This window comes from Desulforhopalus sp. (assembly GCA_030247675.1).
GTDB lineage: Bacteria > Desulfobacterota > Desulfobulbia > Desulfobulbales > Desulfocapsaceae > Desulforhopalus_A.
Map to the genome: position 1 here is coordinate 1 of JAOTRX010000009.1, position 16,280 is coordinate 16,280.

Genomic DNA, 16,280 nt, shown 5'->3' on the forward strand with positions numbered 1-16,280 from the left:
ACAGCATTAAAAACAGCAGAAATAAAAGCAACAGAATCAAAAGAAAAAGAAAATTATTTGAGTTAACAAATCGTTCCACAGAGAACCTTTTCCGCTGCGCTCCAAAGCTCCCTGTGAACTCCACGTTGTGCATGGAATAAAGATTTATTTTTATTTAATTATTTTTTAAAAAAATCGAACTAGTAAGAATTCAAAAGGAGATATCATGGAAACACCACATTTAATAGACAAGGCTAAAATTATTCCAGCAGCTATGGTCATCCTAGGATTTGTATCCTTTGTTGGAGGTATAGTAAAAAATATAGAAGTGATTGCAAATCTTGGTTTGGGAATGGGTGTAGCTGGAATCGGTCTATATATTGCTCTTTATATTCTAGGCGCGATTGTCAAAAAGAGAAAGTAGATCGATTTGATAAAAATCTGCTAAATATCAATAGTTTCAACATGAAAAAATAATAATTGCCCAACCACCGCCTACACACGGACCCCGCCAACTGCGAAGGTCCGGTGAGCCGGAACGTGCTGAACTGAACAAACACCAAATCCATCAAATCCATGCGGATGTTTAAAATAAATTCTAGGAGAGTGAGAATGAAGAAAATTTTTTTGTTGTTGGTTTTAGGTGCCACGCTATCGCAAGGATGCGCCATGGAAAGGAGCCTTGCCTACAAAAATGATAATCGCTCTTGTGTTGTGAATTTTTCAAGCTCAGGTAGTGCATTTGGAAGTGGAAAACAATTCAGAACATATGAAGTTTTCAAAGATAAAACTAAAGATGTTGTATTCGATAAAGTCCTTACTTCAATCACTTCTATGGGTTGCTATCAAATTGTTTCAACAAGCAAAGATTCTGGATATATTAGTGCATCACAAATTGTGCTCTTTGGAGAGGGTAAAACAGTACCAACAAACATTATTGTAAAAGAAGAAAAAGAATCTGGTAGAGTTAAGGTAGAGATTGTCAAAACACTCTCTTTTGGGTTAGTCGGAAGTGCTGATGGAATTCAGGAATCATTTTGTCAAATGCTCGCTGGAGTTAAGTAATGGCTATTTTGGTAAAGAGATCTTTGGAAATGGTAACAATCATTGGATGATACCGAACAGTACAAGGGGAAAATAAAGGGGAAATAGGGACAGCGACCTTTTAATTGTAGATGTATAGAAATACATCCAATTTTTCAACAACCTAGTTTAGCCGACACCGGGAAGGCCGCGGTTTTTTTTGAGCGTCAGTGGCCCGGTGCGGATTACCAGCACGTTTAAGAATTTTAAAAAAATGATGAATAAGCTTGAAGACTTTAAATCAATCAAATGTCCTTATTGTAATGCGGACTCAAATTGGAAAATTGTTAAAATTATTGATTCTGCCGAAAGGCCAAGATATCCATATGCATGTGTAAGTTGCAATGCATTAACACAATACTATGAAAAAGCTAAAAATGTTCCAATAGAAATAGTAAATAGCGATCCAATACTTCAAATGGATATTAATCTGGATGTATGCGAGAGGTGTAGAGAATTAACTCATGTTGAAGTTCATCATTGGGGGCCAAAGAAATTTTTTGCTGATGCTGAGGACTGGCCAAAAAGTATGCTATGTAGGGCTTGTCATGCTGAATGGCACAGAGAAGTCACTAAAGATGACATATAAAAATTCATAACAAATTATTTTTGAGGCCCACGCAAAAAGTGCGGCTCCCGCAGAACTTCACGTTAGATATTAACTATGTCCTGAACTGAACAAGGATGATATATGCCTGACATAACATTAAAAAATTTAATTAGAAAAATTAGCGACAGAATGCTAGCTGTTATAGTCTGTATTATCCTATCTGTATCCGGCGTAGTAATGATTTTTAAACAAATTGGAGACAGTGGCCATATTGATATTACATCTCCTTTTTTAAGTGGGAAAATCCAAACTGGTCTTGTAGGAGTATCTTTAATTTTCTTCACAGTCATTATCTTCGCAATAATATTTCGGAAAACAGACGAAAAAGATCAAGAAATGACGATAACAATTGGTGAGTTGAATGTGTCTTATAAAAACATGGGATATGAAAAGGTTTTGGAATTAAACAAACTAATTGCTGATCTAAACACAAAATTGGTCAGTAACTCTCAAAATAAGAATTACGAAATAATAACCAATGACCAACAAATGAAATAAAATATCTAGCCAGTCGTTTAAGAACGCTACACTGGTTTTTGCTCGGACGCCGTGCTCGTCGCCGCTTAACTTAGCGTTGAATCTGTAGAAAAAGGTCAAACCCCTAGCAAAATCAGCACATTGATGGTATATTTCCATGGAAATTCACAATCATACCGCTCAATCTATCTAAATTGAGGATTCCATGGCCAATGAAGCCATATTCCTACGCCCAAGGACAATTCATTCCGGTCTTTTTCCACAAACAATGAGCCCGGGTACCTTCGAATACACTCTCAACTATCTCATCGATAACGAACTGTACCTATCGGTTTTCGATGACCGATTAAACAACGATATAACCGGGGCACCCGGCTACGACCCGCGTATTCTTTTAAAGGTCATTTTATTCGCCTATTCTCGTGGCATCAGCTCTAGCAGGAAGATGGCAAGATGTTGTGAGGAAAATATACTTTTCATGGCCTTGTCGGCAGGCAGCAAACCTCACTTCACCACCATCGCCGACTTTATCGCCTCAATGAACAAGGAAGTAATCCACTTGTTTTTACAGGTCCTCATGGTCTGTGACCACCAGCAGCTGATCGGCAAGGATATGTTTGCCATCGACGGCTGCAAACTGCCCAGCAAGGCCTCGAAAGAATGGAGCGGCACCAGGGCGGATTTTGCCAAGAAGATCGAGAAAATGGAGTCGGCAATCACGAGGATGGTTGAGAAACACCAAGCCCAGGATCAAACCCAAACCGAGGCCTGTGAAGAGGCAAGAGAAAACCAGTATAAAGCCAAGCTGCAGAAGAATGTGGCCAAGATCAAGAAGTGGCTTGATAACAATGACGACCGGACAGGCTGTGGCGGCAAGCCAGTAAAGAGCAATATCACCGACAACGAATCAGCAAAGATGAAGACCTCGAAGGGGGTGATCCAGGGCTATGTCGGAGTGGCCTCCGTCGACCAGAAAACCCAGGTGATCGTCAGCGCCGAGGCCTTTGGCAAGGGACAGGAACATGACCTTCTGCTCCCATCCGTCAACGGCATCCGCGACAACTTCTCCGCCATTGGCCACGATGGCGATGTCCTTGCCAAGGCCAAGGTGACCGCCGATAGCGGCTACCATTCGGAGAAGAACATGGAGGCGCTCTTTTCGGCAAACATCGACGCCTATGTTGCCGATCCAAATTTCCGTAAAAGAGATCCTCGTTTCACTACCGCTACTCGCCACAAGGAAAAAGAGATCACAAAACCACTGAAAGGCAAGCTCTTCACCACCGCCGACTTCACCTTTCCCGAAGACTTCAGCTATTGCGTCTGCCCGGCCGGCAACCGTCTGTACCGCAGCGGATATGATATTACCGTCAAGAACTTCAAGGCGATAAAGTTCAAAGGGCCGAAGTCGGCATGTGTCCCCTGCAAGCTTCGCGCTCGTTGCCTCCGTAAGCCGGAGAAGACCGAAATACGCCAGGTGGTTTTCTTCACCGGCAGATCAGCCAAGGGGGAGCAACGCTTCACCGAGAAGATGAAAGAGAAAATCGACTCCACCAAAGGCAGGGCCATCTACGGCATGCGCCTGGCCGTGGGCGAGCCACCCTTTGCCCACATCCGCTCAGCCCTTGGCCTTGATAGATTTACTTTACGCGGTAAGGCAAAGGTCAACACCCAATGGAATCTTTTCTGCATTGTCCATAATCTGCTAAAGATATTCAGGTATGGGGTGGGGTTTGCATAAGGACCCACAGAAAGAGGTAGGATTGGCGTTTATAAGGCCATGTTTTTCAGGAAATAAGTAGTTGGGAATGAAGTTTGGAAAACAGAGGACAGTTAAAGATAATTTTCGGTTTTCTCTATTTCCGATTGAGTTATCTCAGCATCTGAGAATATGGGATTTTGAAAATTGAGTTTTTCTACAGACTCGTTAGCCGTTCAAAAATTATCATATTATAACGTGCAAAGCACAATTATATGGGGGCAAATATGAAAGTAATGGCATTTAATGGTAGTCCGAGAAAAAAGAAATGGAACACAGTCACTTTACTTGAGAATGCCTTAAAAGGAGCTGCTTCAGTAGGTGCAGACACAGAACTTATTCAGCTTTATGATCTGAACTATTCTGGTTGTATAAGCTGTTTTGCATGCAAGAAAATCAGTAGAAAGAAGGATGGATTATGTGTTGTGAAGGATGACCTTACTTCAGTTCTCGAGCGAGTAAGGAGTGCGGATGCTTTAGTCATAGGAACGCCTATATATTTCAGTGCCGAATCAGCGGCTACGCGTGCACTATTAGAAAGGCTTATCTTTCCCTATTATAAATACTCAAAAGATAAAATATCATTATTTCCAAGAAAAATTCGAACTGCTTTAATTTATACCATGAATGCCCCGGAAGAATTGCTCAAAACGATAGGGTATGAACAACATTTTTCTAATACAAAAATGAGCCTTGAGACAACTTTCGGTGAATGCGAGATGCTGCTATCTACAGATACATTACAATACAAGGACTATGACAAGTACGAACATGAAATATTCGACAAGGAAGAAAAAATAAAACGCCACAAAGAGGTGTTCCCGCTGGATTGCGAACGAGCTTTTGAATTAGGTCGCAGAATAGCATCAGAATAAAAAATCTGCTAACCATCCGCTGGCGTGGGGTGCGTTAAAAGCTGCGCGCCCCACAGCCCTGCGTTAGAAACAATGAATAAATAAATCACATACAACTCAATTCTATTACAAATCGCACGTACCATTATTATACAAATCAACCCATTCCTTGGCCTCCTTTTCTCGGCCAAGTTCCCGCGATACCAGGGGTGGCATGTTATCCACACCCTTATTCTGATTCTCCACCAAGCGGTACCTCAAGCTGCGGCGCTTTCTGCTTCTCGCCTTGTTCCTCCCCTCATACTGGTTTCATCTTCATATACAAACGCCATGAGATAGTGCCGGAAGTGCCCGTTTATCAGGAGGTATTTTGGACATTTTCACCTTCGTGCGCGGTGTATCAAGGTAAAATAAATGTGAACAATATGCTAATGGTTTCAAAACCATGCCGCAATCGTTGCGCTTTTTGCGGAAAAACCGCCTTGCGCTCCCTCAAGCTGGATGGTATTTGTTCCCAAAGACCAAATGAGGCACTGTTTGCACAATGCGACCAACCCAAAATACAACGATGATCTTCGGCTGCGGCAACCTCATAATGGGGGATGACGGGTATGGCCCGGCGGTGATCGAACGGCTCAAGGCCGGCTATGATCTTCCCGAAGGTATCGAGGCGATTGATGCGGGGACCTGTGTCCGCGAGTATCTCTTTGATTATCTACTGACCGACGAGGGCCGGCCGCAAACCATCGTCATCATTGATGCGGTGGATTTTCCCGGACGTCAGCCGGGCGAGGTATTCGAGATTCTGCCCGCGGAGATTCCAGCCAAGAAGATCCACGATTTTTCCCTGCACCAATTCCCGACCGTCAACCTGTTGCAGGAACTCGCTGACCACACTGGCATCAAGGTGCTGATTATTGCGGCGCAGATCGAATTCATCCCCGAGGAGATTGCCCCCGGTTTGTCAGCGGTGATGACCGGGGCCGTTACCGAAACATGCGAAAAACTCTCACAAATTCTTTCTTTTCGAGCAAAACGAGGTGACCTTTTATGATGTACGAATTTAAAGTCAGCGACCTCGCAGAAGAATTTGGGGTTCATCGAAATACCATAAGAAACTGGATCAACGCCGGCACCCTTCCCGCCAAGGAAGGCCCCGGCCGCAAGTACCTTATGAAATTTCATGACTACCAGAAACTCTGCGAAAAGTTCGGCCGCGAACCGCATGTCGGCCCCGCCAACAATGTCAGCCAGAAGGCCCTCGGGACCCTGGAGGTGACCGACGTGCAACCGATGGAGATTATCGGCGCCAAGAGCAGGCTGGCCGTCGATCCCTCCTGGGCCGATGCCTGCCTCACCTGCGGCACCTGTGCCAGCGCCTGCCCGATCTCCGGGGTTGACGGCCTCGATCCGCGCAAGATCGTCCGCATGGCGGTGCTCGGTATGGACCAGGAACTGATTGATTCCAATTGGCCATGGAAGTGCACAATGTGCGGCAAGTGCGAGGAATCCTGCCCCGCCAATATCCAGATTGTCGCCTTGATGCGCAAGATTCGCGGCACCCGCAAACGAGCCCTTGTCCCCGGCCCCATTCATAAAGGGGTCACCATGTGCCTTGAACGCGGCAATAACCTGGGCATTCCCAAAGACGACTTTCTCTTTCTCTGTGAAGATCTCGGCCAGGAACTCGCCGAGGAATGCTGCCCGGGCTTCAAGACCCCCATCGATGTCCATGGGGCGAGGCTGCTGGTGACGATCAATAGCAAGGAACCCTTCGGCGAACCGGACGACTTGAAATGGTGGTGGAAGATCTTCTACGCCGCCGGCGAGTCCTTTACCATCTCCTCCGAAAACTGGGAGGGGGTCAACTGGGGCCTGTTCTCCGGCGACGACGAGGCGATGAAGACCGTGGTCGGCCGGATTGTCGACAATATGCGGAGGCTGAACTGCAAGGTTCTCCTCCTCCCGGAGTGAGGCCACGCCTATTTTGCAACCCGGTCCGGGTTGAACAAGTGGTACCCCGAAGCACTCAATGAATTTAAAATCGTCACCGTATTCGATCTGCTCCTTGAATACATCCAGGAGGGCAGGATTCAGCTGAACAAGGCCATCCATCCCATGGCCGTTGTTTATCATGATCCCTGCAACTATGGCCGGAAGTCCCTGAAGGCCTTCGGTCAGGCCTATTTCGAAGAAGGCCGGGCCATTACCCGCGCCTGCTGCGATGATGTCCGCGAACTCCACCCCAACCGCAAAGGTGCCTACTGCTGCGGTGCCGGTGGCGGCGCCTGGGCCATGCCGTTTTCCGAGGAGCGGGTGTTCTATGGCCGGATCAAGGCCCGGCAGCTCAATGAATCCGGGGCAAAACTGGTCATCGCCCCCTGCCATAACTGCCGTGATCAGATCCTCAAGTCCCTCAACAAGGAATATGATCTGGATGTCGACGTCAAATACATCTGGGAGCTGGTTGCCGATTCGTTGATTCTGCCGAATAAGCAGTAGCTCATTGCCCGATAAGGTCATGGTTGGCGAGGGAGAAGATCTCTCGGATTACCAGGAAAACCCATGTATCCCGCATGGTTGCGGAATATTGCTATAGAGAAGAGGAGAAACCAGTCATGCTGGACACAAAGAAAATTGGGTCGGTAATGATTATCGGCGGTGGGGTGACGGGGATGCAGGCTGCCCTGGACCTCGCCGATTCTGGGTACTACGTGTATCTGGTAGAGAAAACCGGTGCCATCGGCGGGGCCATGTCGCAACTGGACAAGACCTTCCCGACCAACGACTGCTCGATGTGAATTATCGCGCCAAAATTGGTCGAGTGCGGTCGGCACTTAAATATCCAGTTGATGACCTTAAGCGAGGTCACCAAGATTGACGGTGTCGCCGGGGATTTCTCGGTGACGGTCAAAGAATCACCCCGCTACGTGGACATGACCAAGTGCATCGCCTGCGGCGCCTGCACCGACAAGTGTCCAAAGAAGGTGGACAGCGAATACGATGCGGCAACCGGCAAGCGCAAGGCGATCTACGTCAAGTACGCCCAGGCGGTGCCCCTCAAATACCAGATCGATGGCAACGCCTGCATTCGTCTGCAGAAACCGGGTGCCTGCGGCTTTTGCGAAAAAGTCTGTGATGCCGGGGCGATAAACTTCAATGACACGGAAAAGATCCATACCATCAATGTCGGCGCGGTGGTACTGGCCACTGGCTTTGAGGCCTATGATCCGGCCGGCGCCAAGGTCTGGGGCTATGGCGTCTATAAAAACGTCATCACCTCCCTGCAGCTGGAACGCTATCTGGCTGCCTCCGGGCCGACCGAAGGGCATTTGATCCGCCCCTCCGACGGCAAGGCGGTCAATAAGATCGCTTTTCTGCAATGCGTCGGGTCGCGCGATGAGAATCTCTGCGGCAACGGTTACTGCTCGTCGGTTTGCTGTATGTATGCCATTAAAGAGGCGGTTATCGCCAAGGACCATGTGCCGGGGCTGCAGACCTCCATCTTCTATATGGACATGCGCACCCACGGCAAGGAGTTTGATCAATACCTGGAGCGGGCCCGGGAGGATTCCGGGGTACGATTTATCCGCTGCCGGGTAAACGGCGTCGAAACCGATGGCTTGAGCGATGATCTGCGCCTCCGCTATGTCAACGAAAGCGGCCGGCAGATTGAAGAATTCTTCGATATGGTCGTCCTCTCCGTCGGTCTGCAGACCCCGAAACATGTGCTGGAGCTGGCGCGCACCGCCGACATCAAGTTGACCGCCGACAACTTTACCGCGACCTCCGATTTCGCCCCGGTCAAGACCTCACGGGAAGGGATCTTCACCTGCGGCGCCATCGCCGGGCCAAAGGACATCCCGCAGTCGGTGGTCGAAGGCTCGGCGGCGGCGGCGGCGGTTGCCGCTTTGCTGGCGCCGGGGAGATACGAACTGACCAGCGAGGTGAGCTTTCCGGAGGAAAAGGACATCTCCGGTGAGGACCCGCGCATCGGCATCTTTATCTGCCATTGCGGCTCGAATATCGCCGGTATTGTCGATGTCAAGGCGGTGGAGGATTATGCCGCCACCCTGCCGGACGTGGTTTACGTCGAGCGCAACCTCTTCTCCTGTTCCCAGGACACTCAGGAGATGATTGTCAAGCGTATCCGCGAAAAGAATCTCAACCGGATCGTCATTGCCGCCTGTACGCCGCGCACCCACGAGCCGCTGTTCCGCGAGACCCTGAAGGCCGCCGGCCTCAACGAATATCTGGTGGAAATGGCCAATATCAGGAACCATAATTCCTGGGTCCACGGCAAAAATCCCCAGGCCGCAACCGCCAAGGCCAAGGACCTGGTGCGGATGGCCGCCGCCAAGGTTACCTTCGGCGATGCCCTGAAACCCATTGCCGTGCCGATCACCCAGAAGGGACTGGTCATCGGCGGCGGGGTTGCCGGGATGACCGCCGCCCTCAATCTTGCCAAGCAGGGATTCGAGGTGCATCTGGTGGAAAAGACCGGCATTCTCGGCGGCAACGCCCTGCATCTGAAACACACCTGGTCGGGTGAGCATGTGCCGACCCAGGTTGGTAAGCTGATCGACAAGATCGTTGCTCACGACCTGATCACCGTCCATAAGGAAAGTACAGTGACGGCGGTGGAGGGTTTTGTCGGTAATTTCCGCTCAACCATCTCCGGCAGGGGCGGCACCAAGGTTATCGAGCACGGGGCCGGGGTGGTGGCCATCGGCGGCGAGGCCTATCTCCCCGACGAATATAACTATGCCACCATTTCCCGGGTGGTGACCTCGGTGCAGTTCGATAAGTTGTTCGAACTGAAGGAAAAACACGTTAAACAGGCAAAACGTTTCGTCTTCATTCAATGCGTCGGCTCGCGGGAAGGCGAGCATATGTATTGTTCCAAGGTCTGCTGCACCCATTCGGTCCAGTCGGCCATGGCCTTGAAAAAGGAAAATCCGGAACGCAACGTCTATGTGCTGTATCGCGATATTCGCACCTACGCACAGCGCGAGGCCCTCTACCGCCAGGCAAGAAAAATCGGAGTGATTTTCATTAACTACGAGCTGCACGGTAAGCCGAAAGTCACCGAAAAGGGCACGGAGATCGTCGTAGAGGTCTGGGACCATGTCCTTCATAAGCCGCTGTGTATCAAGGCCGACATGGTCATTCTCGCTACGGCGATCCGCCCGAAAGAGGATGCCGCCGAACTTGGCAAGCTCTACAAGGTGCCGGTTGACAGCCACGGCTTTTTCCAGGAGGCACACGCTAAGCTGAAACCCGTTGACTTTTCGACGGATGGCATGTTTGTCGCGGGCCTTGCCCACTACCCGAAACCGGTGGAGGAGTCGGTGGCCCAGGCACTCGCCGCCTCGGCAAGGGCCGCAACCCTGCTGTCGAAGACCCAGGTGTCGCTTGACGCCATCAAGGCCACCGTTGTTGAGGAGTGTTGTGACGGCTGTGCCCTGTGCGTCGATGTCTGTCCGTATAATGCCATTACTTTGGTGGAACGGGCGGCGGCCGACGGTGAGGCGGGGAAGGTCATCAGGGTCAATAAGGCCCAGTGCAAAGGCTGCGGACTCTGCCAGGGGACCTGTCCGAAGCGGGGCGTCCTGGTTGCCGGTTTCTCCATGAAACAGATCAGTGCCCAGATTCAAGCCGCTTTGGCGGTTTAAACGGATTATACAGGGGAGATGTTATGAGTTTTGAACCGAAAATTATTGCCTTCTGCTGCAACTGGTGCTCGTACGCCGCAGCCGACCTGGCTGGCACTGCCCGGATGCAGTATCCGCATAATGTGCGGATTATCCGGGTGATGTGTTCAGGCATGGTGCATCCCGAATTTGTCATGGATGCCTTGGCCCAGGGTGCCGACGGAGTCATGGTCCTTGGCTGACACCTCGGCGAATGTCATTACCAGGATGGTAATTATAAAACAATGACCCGTTCCGACATGCTGGCGGAACTGCTGGCGGATTTTGGCTATGACGCCGAGCGCTTCAGTCTTACTTGGGTTTCTTCGGCGGAACCGGACAAATTTGTCGCAGCGGTGACCGATATGACCGCCCGGATCAGAAAACTGGGGCCGGTAGACAGCAGTGCCGGTGCGGTATAAAGCTGAGTTGAGCAGCTAGTCTGCTCGTACGAAACTTATGCCCTTGCGGTATAAAAAAGGAGAAGGAGATGGGTGTAACTACTGCGTTGGAGTGGCTGGGCTCCTGTTCGGGGTGCGAGATTGCCATCCTGAATATCGGCGAAGCCCTTGTGCCGCTGATAACCGAGGCCCTTGAAATCGTTCACGCCCCGGTACTGATGGATCATAAGTACTTTGGCCAGTGCGGCGAAGGGGTGACCTTGACAATTCCCGAGGCGGTTGTCGGCATTGTCACCGGCGGGGTCAGCAATCATGAACATCTGGAAGTGTTGGAGGAGATGCGTAGCAAGTGCAAGGTGCTCATCGCCCTTGGCACCTGCGCCACCCACGGCGGCATTCCCGCCCTGATGAATGGCCGGGACCGCGAGGAGAGCTGGCAGGAGATTTTTCAGACGGTCAGCACCGATCCGGGAGCGAAGGTTCCCACCCTTGAGGTGCCGGCGCCCCTTGACCGGGTGTATGCCTGCGACGAAAAGGTGCGGATCGATCTGCAGCTGCCCGGCTGTCCGCCAAATCCGGAGTTGATCGCCGAGGTGCTGATGTCCCTGATCGAAGGCCGGCCGCCGGTGTTGCCCGGCAAGAGTGTCTGCGATACCTGCCCGACTAAGAGGGAAGGCAAGGGCGAGGTCAACAAGATCAAGAGGTTTCTCACCAATGCCGCCTTCACTCCGGGGGCGCCGGTCGATGAGATGCGCTGTCTGCTGGAACAGGGATATTTGTGTATGGGCCCGGTTACCGCCGCCGGCTGTGCCAAGCGGGGCGCTCCGAGCTGCATCAGTGCCAGGGTGCCCTGCCGGGGCTGTTTCGGGCCGGTGCGAAAAGATGGCAATCAGCTGCTCGATATGATGAACGCTCTTGCCAGTAATGGTATTGACTATAAATCAGTGGTCGATCGCAGGTCCCTGTTGAGGTTCTCAGGGGCGCATGGACTACTTCGGCCGATGAAAAAACGGGCCGATAAGGAGGATTAGAAGATGGGAAAGGTGTTAACTATTGCCCCGGTTTCCCGGATCGAAGGGCACGCCAAGATTGCCATTCATCTTGGCGATGACGGCAATGTCCAGGATGCCTTCCTGCACATTCAGTCATTGCGCGGTTTCGAGAAATTTATTGAGGGCCGGTCGGCCGAGGAAGTGCCGCGTATCGTCAACCGGATCTGCGGTATCTGTCCGTGGATGCACCATCTCGCCTCGAATAAGGCGGTGGATGGCGCCTTCGGAGTGAAGCCCACCGAGACCGGCTCCAAACTGCGGGAAATGTGCCAGGTCATGGCCCATATCAATGACAAGATTCTCCACTTTTTCTTTCTCGCCGCCCCCGATTTTGTCCTCGGGCCGGATGCCGACCATTCGGTGCGCAACGTCATCGGCATCGTCAAGGCGGCACCGGAGCTGGCGGGGCAGGTGGTGAAGATGCGTCAGCTCGGCCAGATGATGCTCGACAAGTTCGCCGGCAAGGCGATTCATCCGATTGCCGGCGTAGTCGGGGGCTTTGCCAAACCGATGGTTGAGGCGGAGCGGCAGGAACTGCTTGCCGGCAGCCGCACCCTTCTTGACTTTGCCTGCTATGCCCTCGATTATGCCATCCACAATGTCTTCGCCAAGTATCCCGAGGCCATTGGTTCTCTTGGCGCCATCAAGACCGGCTTTCTCGGCACGGTCGACCGGGCCGATGGTTCGTTGCGCCTCTACGACGGCGTGCAGCGGCTGATGAAGGCGGACGGCAGTTATGTTGATTTCGAAGGCGACGACTACACCACCTATCTCGGCGAGCACGTTGAGCCCTGGGGCTATTCGAAGATGCCCTACGCCAAGTCGTGGAACGAGGGGTTTGATATGGCCCTTAGCGCGCCGAAGGGTATCTACCGGTCCAATACCCTGGCGCGAATCAATGTCTGCGACCAGATCTCGACACCGAAGGCCCAGGCGGCGCTCGAGGCCTTCCGGGCCTCTTTCGGCCGGCCGGCCCAGCAGACCCTGCTGTATCATTATGCCCGGTTGATTGAGCTGGTATATGCCTGCGAGCGGACCATCGAACTGCTGGAGTGGGAGGGCATTACCGACCCGAAGGTGCGCGCCAAGGTCGAGCCGCAGGCCGGCCGTGGTGTCGGCATCGTCGAGGCGCCGCGGGGAACCCTTATCCATGACTACACCACCGATGATAACGGCTGTATCACCAAGGCCAACCTCATCGTTGGTACCACCCACAATATTGCGCCGATGAATATGAGCGTCAAGCAGGCGGCAACCACCCTCATCAAGGACGGGGTATACAACCAGGGCCTGCTCAATCAGGTGGAAATGGCGGTGCGCGCCTACGACCCCTGAATGTCCTGCGCCACGCACCGCCTGGATGGCGGCATTCCGGTTGCAGTGACTATCGTTGATGCGCAGGGCAAGGAGATCGACAGAATTGTCGGCTAGTTTCAGAACGCCGGACAGGGCCTGTTGGCTTTATGTTGCTTTAATAGGAAGGAAATTCCCCGAGATACCGATCCCCCCTTGTGAGGGGGGAGTCGATATTGTACTATAAAAAACGTTTTGATTTGTGGCTCTCTCGACTGACCCAAAGAACGATCAGAGCAGGAGATAATTACCATGGCCAATAGCAGAAGGATGCAGGTTAGGGCGGAAAATCCCAGTGGATCCTGTGGCAAACTCGATCACATGACCATTGATGAATTAAAGGCCCGTGCCGTTGGTGAAGAGTTCGATGGCAGCTGTCCGGCATGCGGCAAGTTTCATGTAAGCCGGGCCGAGATAGATAAGATCGAGAATGAACGGGTTGTCGACAGTGACAGCTATAAATTGATGAAGGCCGGAGCCGAGGCCAAGAATGATGCCTCGTAGAAGCTAGTGGTTTCGACGCGAGTGAAATGGGTAACCGTTTTCTCTGTTCGCAGAAGGTGTAGAGAATGAAAGCCGGTGATGGAAAGAGGGGGCAGGGATTTCAAGAGACGCTGTTTGCCGAGTTGCACAGGCTCGTTGATCGGCCGATGCGCCTGATGGTTGTCTGTGGCACCCAGAATCGGGCCATCCTTAAATATGGCATTCGTGAGAAACTGCCGGCGATGCTTGAACTGGTCTCCGGCCCCGGCTGCAGTGTCTGTGTTATGCCGGCCGGCCACATCGACGCCTTCATCAAGATCGCCATGCAGCCCAGGGTGATTACCGCCGCCTGCGAAGACCTGCTGCGGGTGCCGGGCAGCAAGCAATCCCTTGCCTCGATATGGAAGAAGGGGGCGCGGATCGAGATCATCACCTCGCCGATGGATGCCCTGGATATCGCCCGCCGGGAGCCGACCTATACGGTGGTCTATCCGGCGGTCGGTTTTGAGGCGACCGCGCCGAGCGTTGCCGAGACCATTCTCGAAGCCGCCCGCCTCGGTATCTGTAACTTTTGCGTTATTCCCTCCATCAGGCTGTTGCCGCCGACCATCGACCTGTTGATGCTCGATCCGGAGCTGCGGATTCGCGGCCTGTTGTGTTCCGATCACATCAATACCATCTCCGACACCAAGGCCTATACCCAGTTGGCAAAGAAGCACAATCTTTCCTGCTATATAGCCGGGTTTGAGGTCATTGATATCCTGGAGGGCCTGCTCAGTCTGGTCAAGCAGATCAGAAACGGCGAATCGATCTTCGATGACCATTCCGCCTTTATATATTCCTCCGCCGACAACCGCAAGGCGCGGCGGATGGTCTCCGAGGTCTTTTTCACCGTCGATACCGACTGGCGCGGCCTGGGGACGATTGAGCGCAGCGGTTTTGTCATCCGTGATGAGTTATCGCTCTTTGATGCCACCAAGAGGTTCAACGTCCGCTTCGAAGAAGGGCTTGAGTCCTGTATGTGCCAGTGTAATGCCATCATCTCCGGACGTGGTTTGCCGCCGGACTGTCCGGCCTTCGCCAATGCCTGTACTCCGCAGAGCCCAGTCGGTCCCTGCATGATTTCCGATGAAGGCATCTGCCATTCCTATTATAAATACAACCTGCAGTCCAGCCGGAGCCACGTCCTGCCTGTCTGATTTCAACCGCCGATCACCACCCGCCCGGCCTCTTTGCACCGGCGCTGTGCGGCCGCCCGCCGAGCGGTGCTGAATTCCTGCGCTTTTCGCCTTTCCCCTGTCGCCTGCCCTTGCCCTTACCGGTCATTGATCGAACCGATCTATGGGTTGCCGGGTTTTGATTGTTTTTACCAATTGGACTTGAGGGCTGATTTCGGGCAAGGTGTTGCCGAACGAGGCACATTGATGGCGCATAGGGGCGTCGCAGCGGGGCTTGATTGTGGAGTGGGACAATGAAAGGCGTGGAGTGGCACAAGACCCTGTTGTGGGGTGATCGACTGGCCAGATGGGGCATTGCCATGGTTTTTGGCTATGCCGCCGTGCCCAAGCTCCTCGATGTGCAGGGGTTTGCCAAAATCATCGAGGCCTACGGCATCCTCGCTGATTTCCTGATCCTTCCGGTGGCGATCATTTTGCCGGTTATCGAGGTCGTCCTGGCTATCGGTCTGTTGTGCAATGGCTGGACCAGCAAAGTCGGCAGCATGGCCTTGCTGCTACTGTTCATCGCCCTTTTATCCTATTCAATCTGGGTGGGGCTTGATATCGACTGCGGCTGCTTTGGCCCGGAAGATCCCGAGTATTCGGCCTTCCATGGTCTGCGCACTGCCCTGCTGCGCGACGTCGGCATGTGTCTGCCGCTTATCTATTCATTCTGGTACCATCGAAAAAAACGGAGTCCTTTTCAAATTCACGGAGAAAAACAATGAAAAAAATCGTACTGGCGGTAATTCTCACTGTCCTTGCTGCTACCGGAGCCTACGCCTTGGGTACCGATAACTTCAAGGAAGAGGTGGAGAAAGAGGCACTGGCTGTCAAGCTGGCGCGGGAGGTGGTGAAGGGCGGCTACGGCATCGTCACCACGGAGGAGTTGCAAGGGATTCAAAAGGCCGGAGAGGATGTGTTGCTGATCGACACCATGCCTTTTGAGGCGAGCTACAAGAAGGGGCATATCCCCAAGGCCAAGCAGTTTGCCTTTCCCATTGCCGATATGAACGACTGGGACAGCAAGGAAACGGAAGGAAAAAGCCTGGAGGATTTTCAGAAACTCCTCGGCGCCGACAAGGGCAAAAAGATTATTTTCTACTGCGGCTTTGTCAAATGCACGAGAAGCCATAACGGCGCCGTCTGGGCGAAAAAACTCGGCTACACCAACGTGTATCGCCATCCGGGCGGCATCTTCGCCTGGCGCGGTGCCGAGTACCAGGTCGAGACCGGGGAGTAATTACGACTCTCGCCCAAGTGGTTCCGGGCAGGGGCATAGCCGCTGTTGCGGGGAATAACAAAAGGGGGCAGGTAAT

The 16,280-nt window shown here is 52.2% G+C and carries 16 protein-coding genes; all 16 read left to right on the forward strand.

Annotation, left to right across the window (positions count from 1 at the left end):
* The first annotated feature begins 205 nt into the window (after window positions 1–205).
* The 16 genes from OEL83_17425 to OEL83_17500 all read left to right on the forward strand — a co-directional run bounded on the left by OEL83_17425 (window position 206) and on the right by OEL83_17500 (window position 16,204).
* The gene (locus OEL83_17425; GenBank protein ID MDK9708826.1) at window positions 206–403 is read left to right on the forward strand and encodes a hypothetical protein; all 198 of its coding nucleotides are present in this window, start codon (window positions 206–208) and stop codon (window positions 401–403) included.
* A gap of 188 nt (window positions 404–591) precedes the next feature.
* The gene (locus OEL83_17430) at window positions 592–1,044 is read left to right on the forward strand and encodes a hypothetical protein (protein ID MDK9708827.1); all 453 of its coding nucleotides are present in this window, start codon (window positions 592–594) and stop codon (window positions 1,042–1,044) included.
* Between the two features lie 232 nt (window positions 1,045–1,276).
* Window positions 1,277–1,651 (forward strand): hypothetical protein, encoded by a 375-nt coding sequence (locus OEL83_17435; protein MDK9708828.1) that lies wholly within the window; start codon window positions 1,277–1,279, stop codon window positions 1,649–1,651.
* Between the two features lie 102 nt (window positions 1,652–1,753).
* On the forward strand, window positions 1,754–2,170 hold the full coding sequence (locus OEL83_17440; GenBank protein ID MDK9708829.1) for a hypothetical protein: 417 nt from the start codon (window positions 1,754–1,756) through the stop codon (window positions 2,168–2,170).
* A gap of 184 nt (window positions 2,171–2,354) precedes the next feature.
* Complete coding sequence (locus OEL83_17445; GenBank protein MDK9708830.1) at window positions 2,355–3,890, forward strand: transposase; 1,536 nt, start codon at window positions 2,355–2,357, stop codon at window positions 3,888–3,890.
* Window positions 3,891–4,135: 245 nt separating this feature from the next.
* Window positions 4,136–4,783 carry a flavodoxin family protein gene (locus tag OEL83_17450; GenBank protein MDK9708831.1) on the forward strand — a complete coding sequence of 216 codons (648 nt, stop codon included), beginning with the start codon at window positions 4,136–4,138 and terminating at the stop codon, window positions 4,781–4,783.
* A 523-nt stretch (window positions 4,784–5,306) separates the two neighbouring features.
* The gene (locus OEL83_17455; GenBank protein MDK9708832.1) at window positions 5,307–5,816 is read left to right on the forward strand and encodes a hydrogenase maturation protease; all 510 of its coding nucleotides are present in this window, start codon (window positions 5,307–5,309) and stop codon (window positions 5,814–5,816) included.
* Window positions 5,813–7,264 carry a heterodisulfide reductase-related iron-sulfur binding cluster gene (locus OEL83_17460; GenBank protein ID MDK9708833.1) on the forward strand — a complete coding sequence of 484 codons (1,452 nt, stop codon included), beginning with the start codon at window positions 5,813–5,815 and terminating at the stop codon, window positions 7,262–7,264. Before OEL83_17455 ends, OEL83_17460 begins: the two co-directional genes overlap by 4 nt.
* 116 nt (window positions 7,265–7,380) lie before the next feature.
* The gene (locus OEL83_17465; GenBank protein MDK9708834.1) at window positions 7,381–10,437 is read left to right on the forward strand and encodes an FAD-dependent oxidoreductase; all 3,057 of its coding nucleotides are present in this window, start codon (window positions 7,381–7,383) and stop codon (window positions 10,435–10,437) included.
* Between the two features lie 23 nt (window positions 10,438–10,460).
* A complete protein-coding gene (locus OEL83_17470) occupies window positions 10,461–10,877 on the forward strand; it encodes a hydrogenase iron-sulfur subunit (protein ID MDK9708835.1) in 417 nt (138 codons plus the stop codon).
* Window positions 10,878–10,945: 68 nt separating this feature from the next.
* Entirely contained in the window at window positions 10,946–11,887 is a 942-nt protein-coding gene (locus tag OEL83_17475; protein ID MDK9708836.1) for a methyl viologen-reducing hydrogenase, read from the forward strand.
* 3 nt (window positions 11,888–11,890) lie between these two features.
* Window positions 11,891–13,243: a Ni/Fe hydrogenase subunit alpha gene (locus OEL83_17480; GenBank protein MDK9708837.1), complete on the forward strand. Its 1,353-nt coding sequence runs from the start codon at window positions 11,891–11,893 to the stop codon at window positions 13,241–13,243.
* A 270-nt stretch (window positions 13,244–13,513) separates the two neighbouring features.
* Window positions 13,514–13,765, forward strand: coding sequence for a hypothetical protein (locus OEL83_17485; protein MDK9708838.1), 252 nt, complete (start codon window positions 13,514–13,516; stop codon window positions 13,763–13,765).
* A 65-nt stretch (window positions 13,766–13,830) separates the two neighbouring features.
* Window positions 13,831–14,943 carry a hydrogenase formation protein HypD gene (gene hypD / locus OEL83_17490; protein MDK9708839.1) on the forward strand — a complete coding sequence of 371 codons (1,113 nt, stop codon included), beginning with the start codon at window positions 13,831–13,833 and terminating at the stop codon, window positions 14,941–14,943.
* 272 nt (window positions 14,944–15,215) lie between these two features.
* Window positions 15,216–15,689, forward strand: coding sequence for a DoxX family protein (locus OEL83_17495; GenBank protein MDK9708840.1), 474 nt, complete (start codon window positions 15,216–15,218; stop codon window positions 15,687–15,689).
* Window positions 15,686–16,204, forward strand: a complete 519-nt coding sequence (locus OEL83_17500; GenBank protein MDK9708841.1) for a rhodanese-like domain-containing protein — start codon at window positions 15,686–15,688, stop codon at window positions 16,202–16,204. Before OEL83_17495 ends, OEL83_17500 begins: the two co-directional genes overlap by 4 nt.
* The last annotated feature ends 76 nt before the right edge of the window (window positions 16,205–16,280 follow it).

Bases quoted from the DNA above. Each gene is read 5' to 3' on its own strand.
- OEL83_17430 (MDK9708827.1), top strand. From the start codon at position 592: ATGAAGAAAATTTTTTTGTTGTTGGTTTTAGGTGCCACGCTATCGCAA.
- OEL83_17455 (MDK9708832.1), top strand. From the start codon at position 5,307: ATGCGACCAACCCAAAATACAACGATGATCTTCGGCTGCGGCAACCTC.
- OEL83_17495 (MDK9708840.1), top strand. From the start codon at position 15,216: ATGAAAGGCGTGGAGTGGCACAAGACCCTGTTGTGGGGTGATCGACTG.
- OEL83_17440 (MDK9708829.1), top strand. From the start codon at position 1,754: ATGCCTGACATAACATTAAAAAATTTAATTAGAAAAATTAGCGACAGA.
- OEL83_17425 (MDK9708826.1), top strand. From the start codon at position 206: ATGGAAACACCACATTTAATAGACAAGGCTAAAATTATTCCAGCAGCT.
- OEL83_17500 (MDK9708841.1), top strand. From the start codon at position 15,686: ATGAAAAAAATCGTACTGGCGGTAATTCTCACTGTCCTTGCTGCTACC.
- OEL83_17445 (MDK9708830.1), top strand. From the start codon at position 2,355: ATGGCCAATGAAGCCATATTCCTACGCCCAAGGACAATTCATTCCGGT.
- OEL83_17450 (MDK9708831.1), top strand. From the start codon at position 4,136: ATGAAAGTAATGGCATTTAATGGTAGTCCGAGAAAAAAGAAATGGAAC.
- OEL83_17485 (MDK9708838.1), top strand. From the start codon at position 13,514: ATGGCCAATAGCAGAAGGATGCAGGTTAGGGCGGAAAATCCCAGTGGA.
- OEL83_17480 (MDK9708837.1), top strand. From the start codon at position 11,891: ATGGGAAAGGTGTTAACTATTGCCCCGGTTTCCCGGATCGAAGGGCAC.
- hypD (MDK9708839.1), top strand. From the start codon at position 13,831: ATGAAAGCCGGTGATGGAAAGAGGGGGCAGGGATTTCAAGAGACGCTG.
- OEL83_17435 (MDK9708828.1), top strand. From the start codon at position 1,277: ATGATGAATAAGCTTGAAGACTTTAAATCAATCAAATGTCCTTATTGT.
- OEL83_17475 (MDK9708836.1), top strand. From the start codon at position 10,946: ATGGGTGTAACTACTGCGTTGGAGTGGCTGGGCTCCTGTTCGGGGTGC.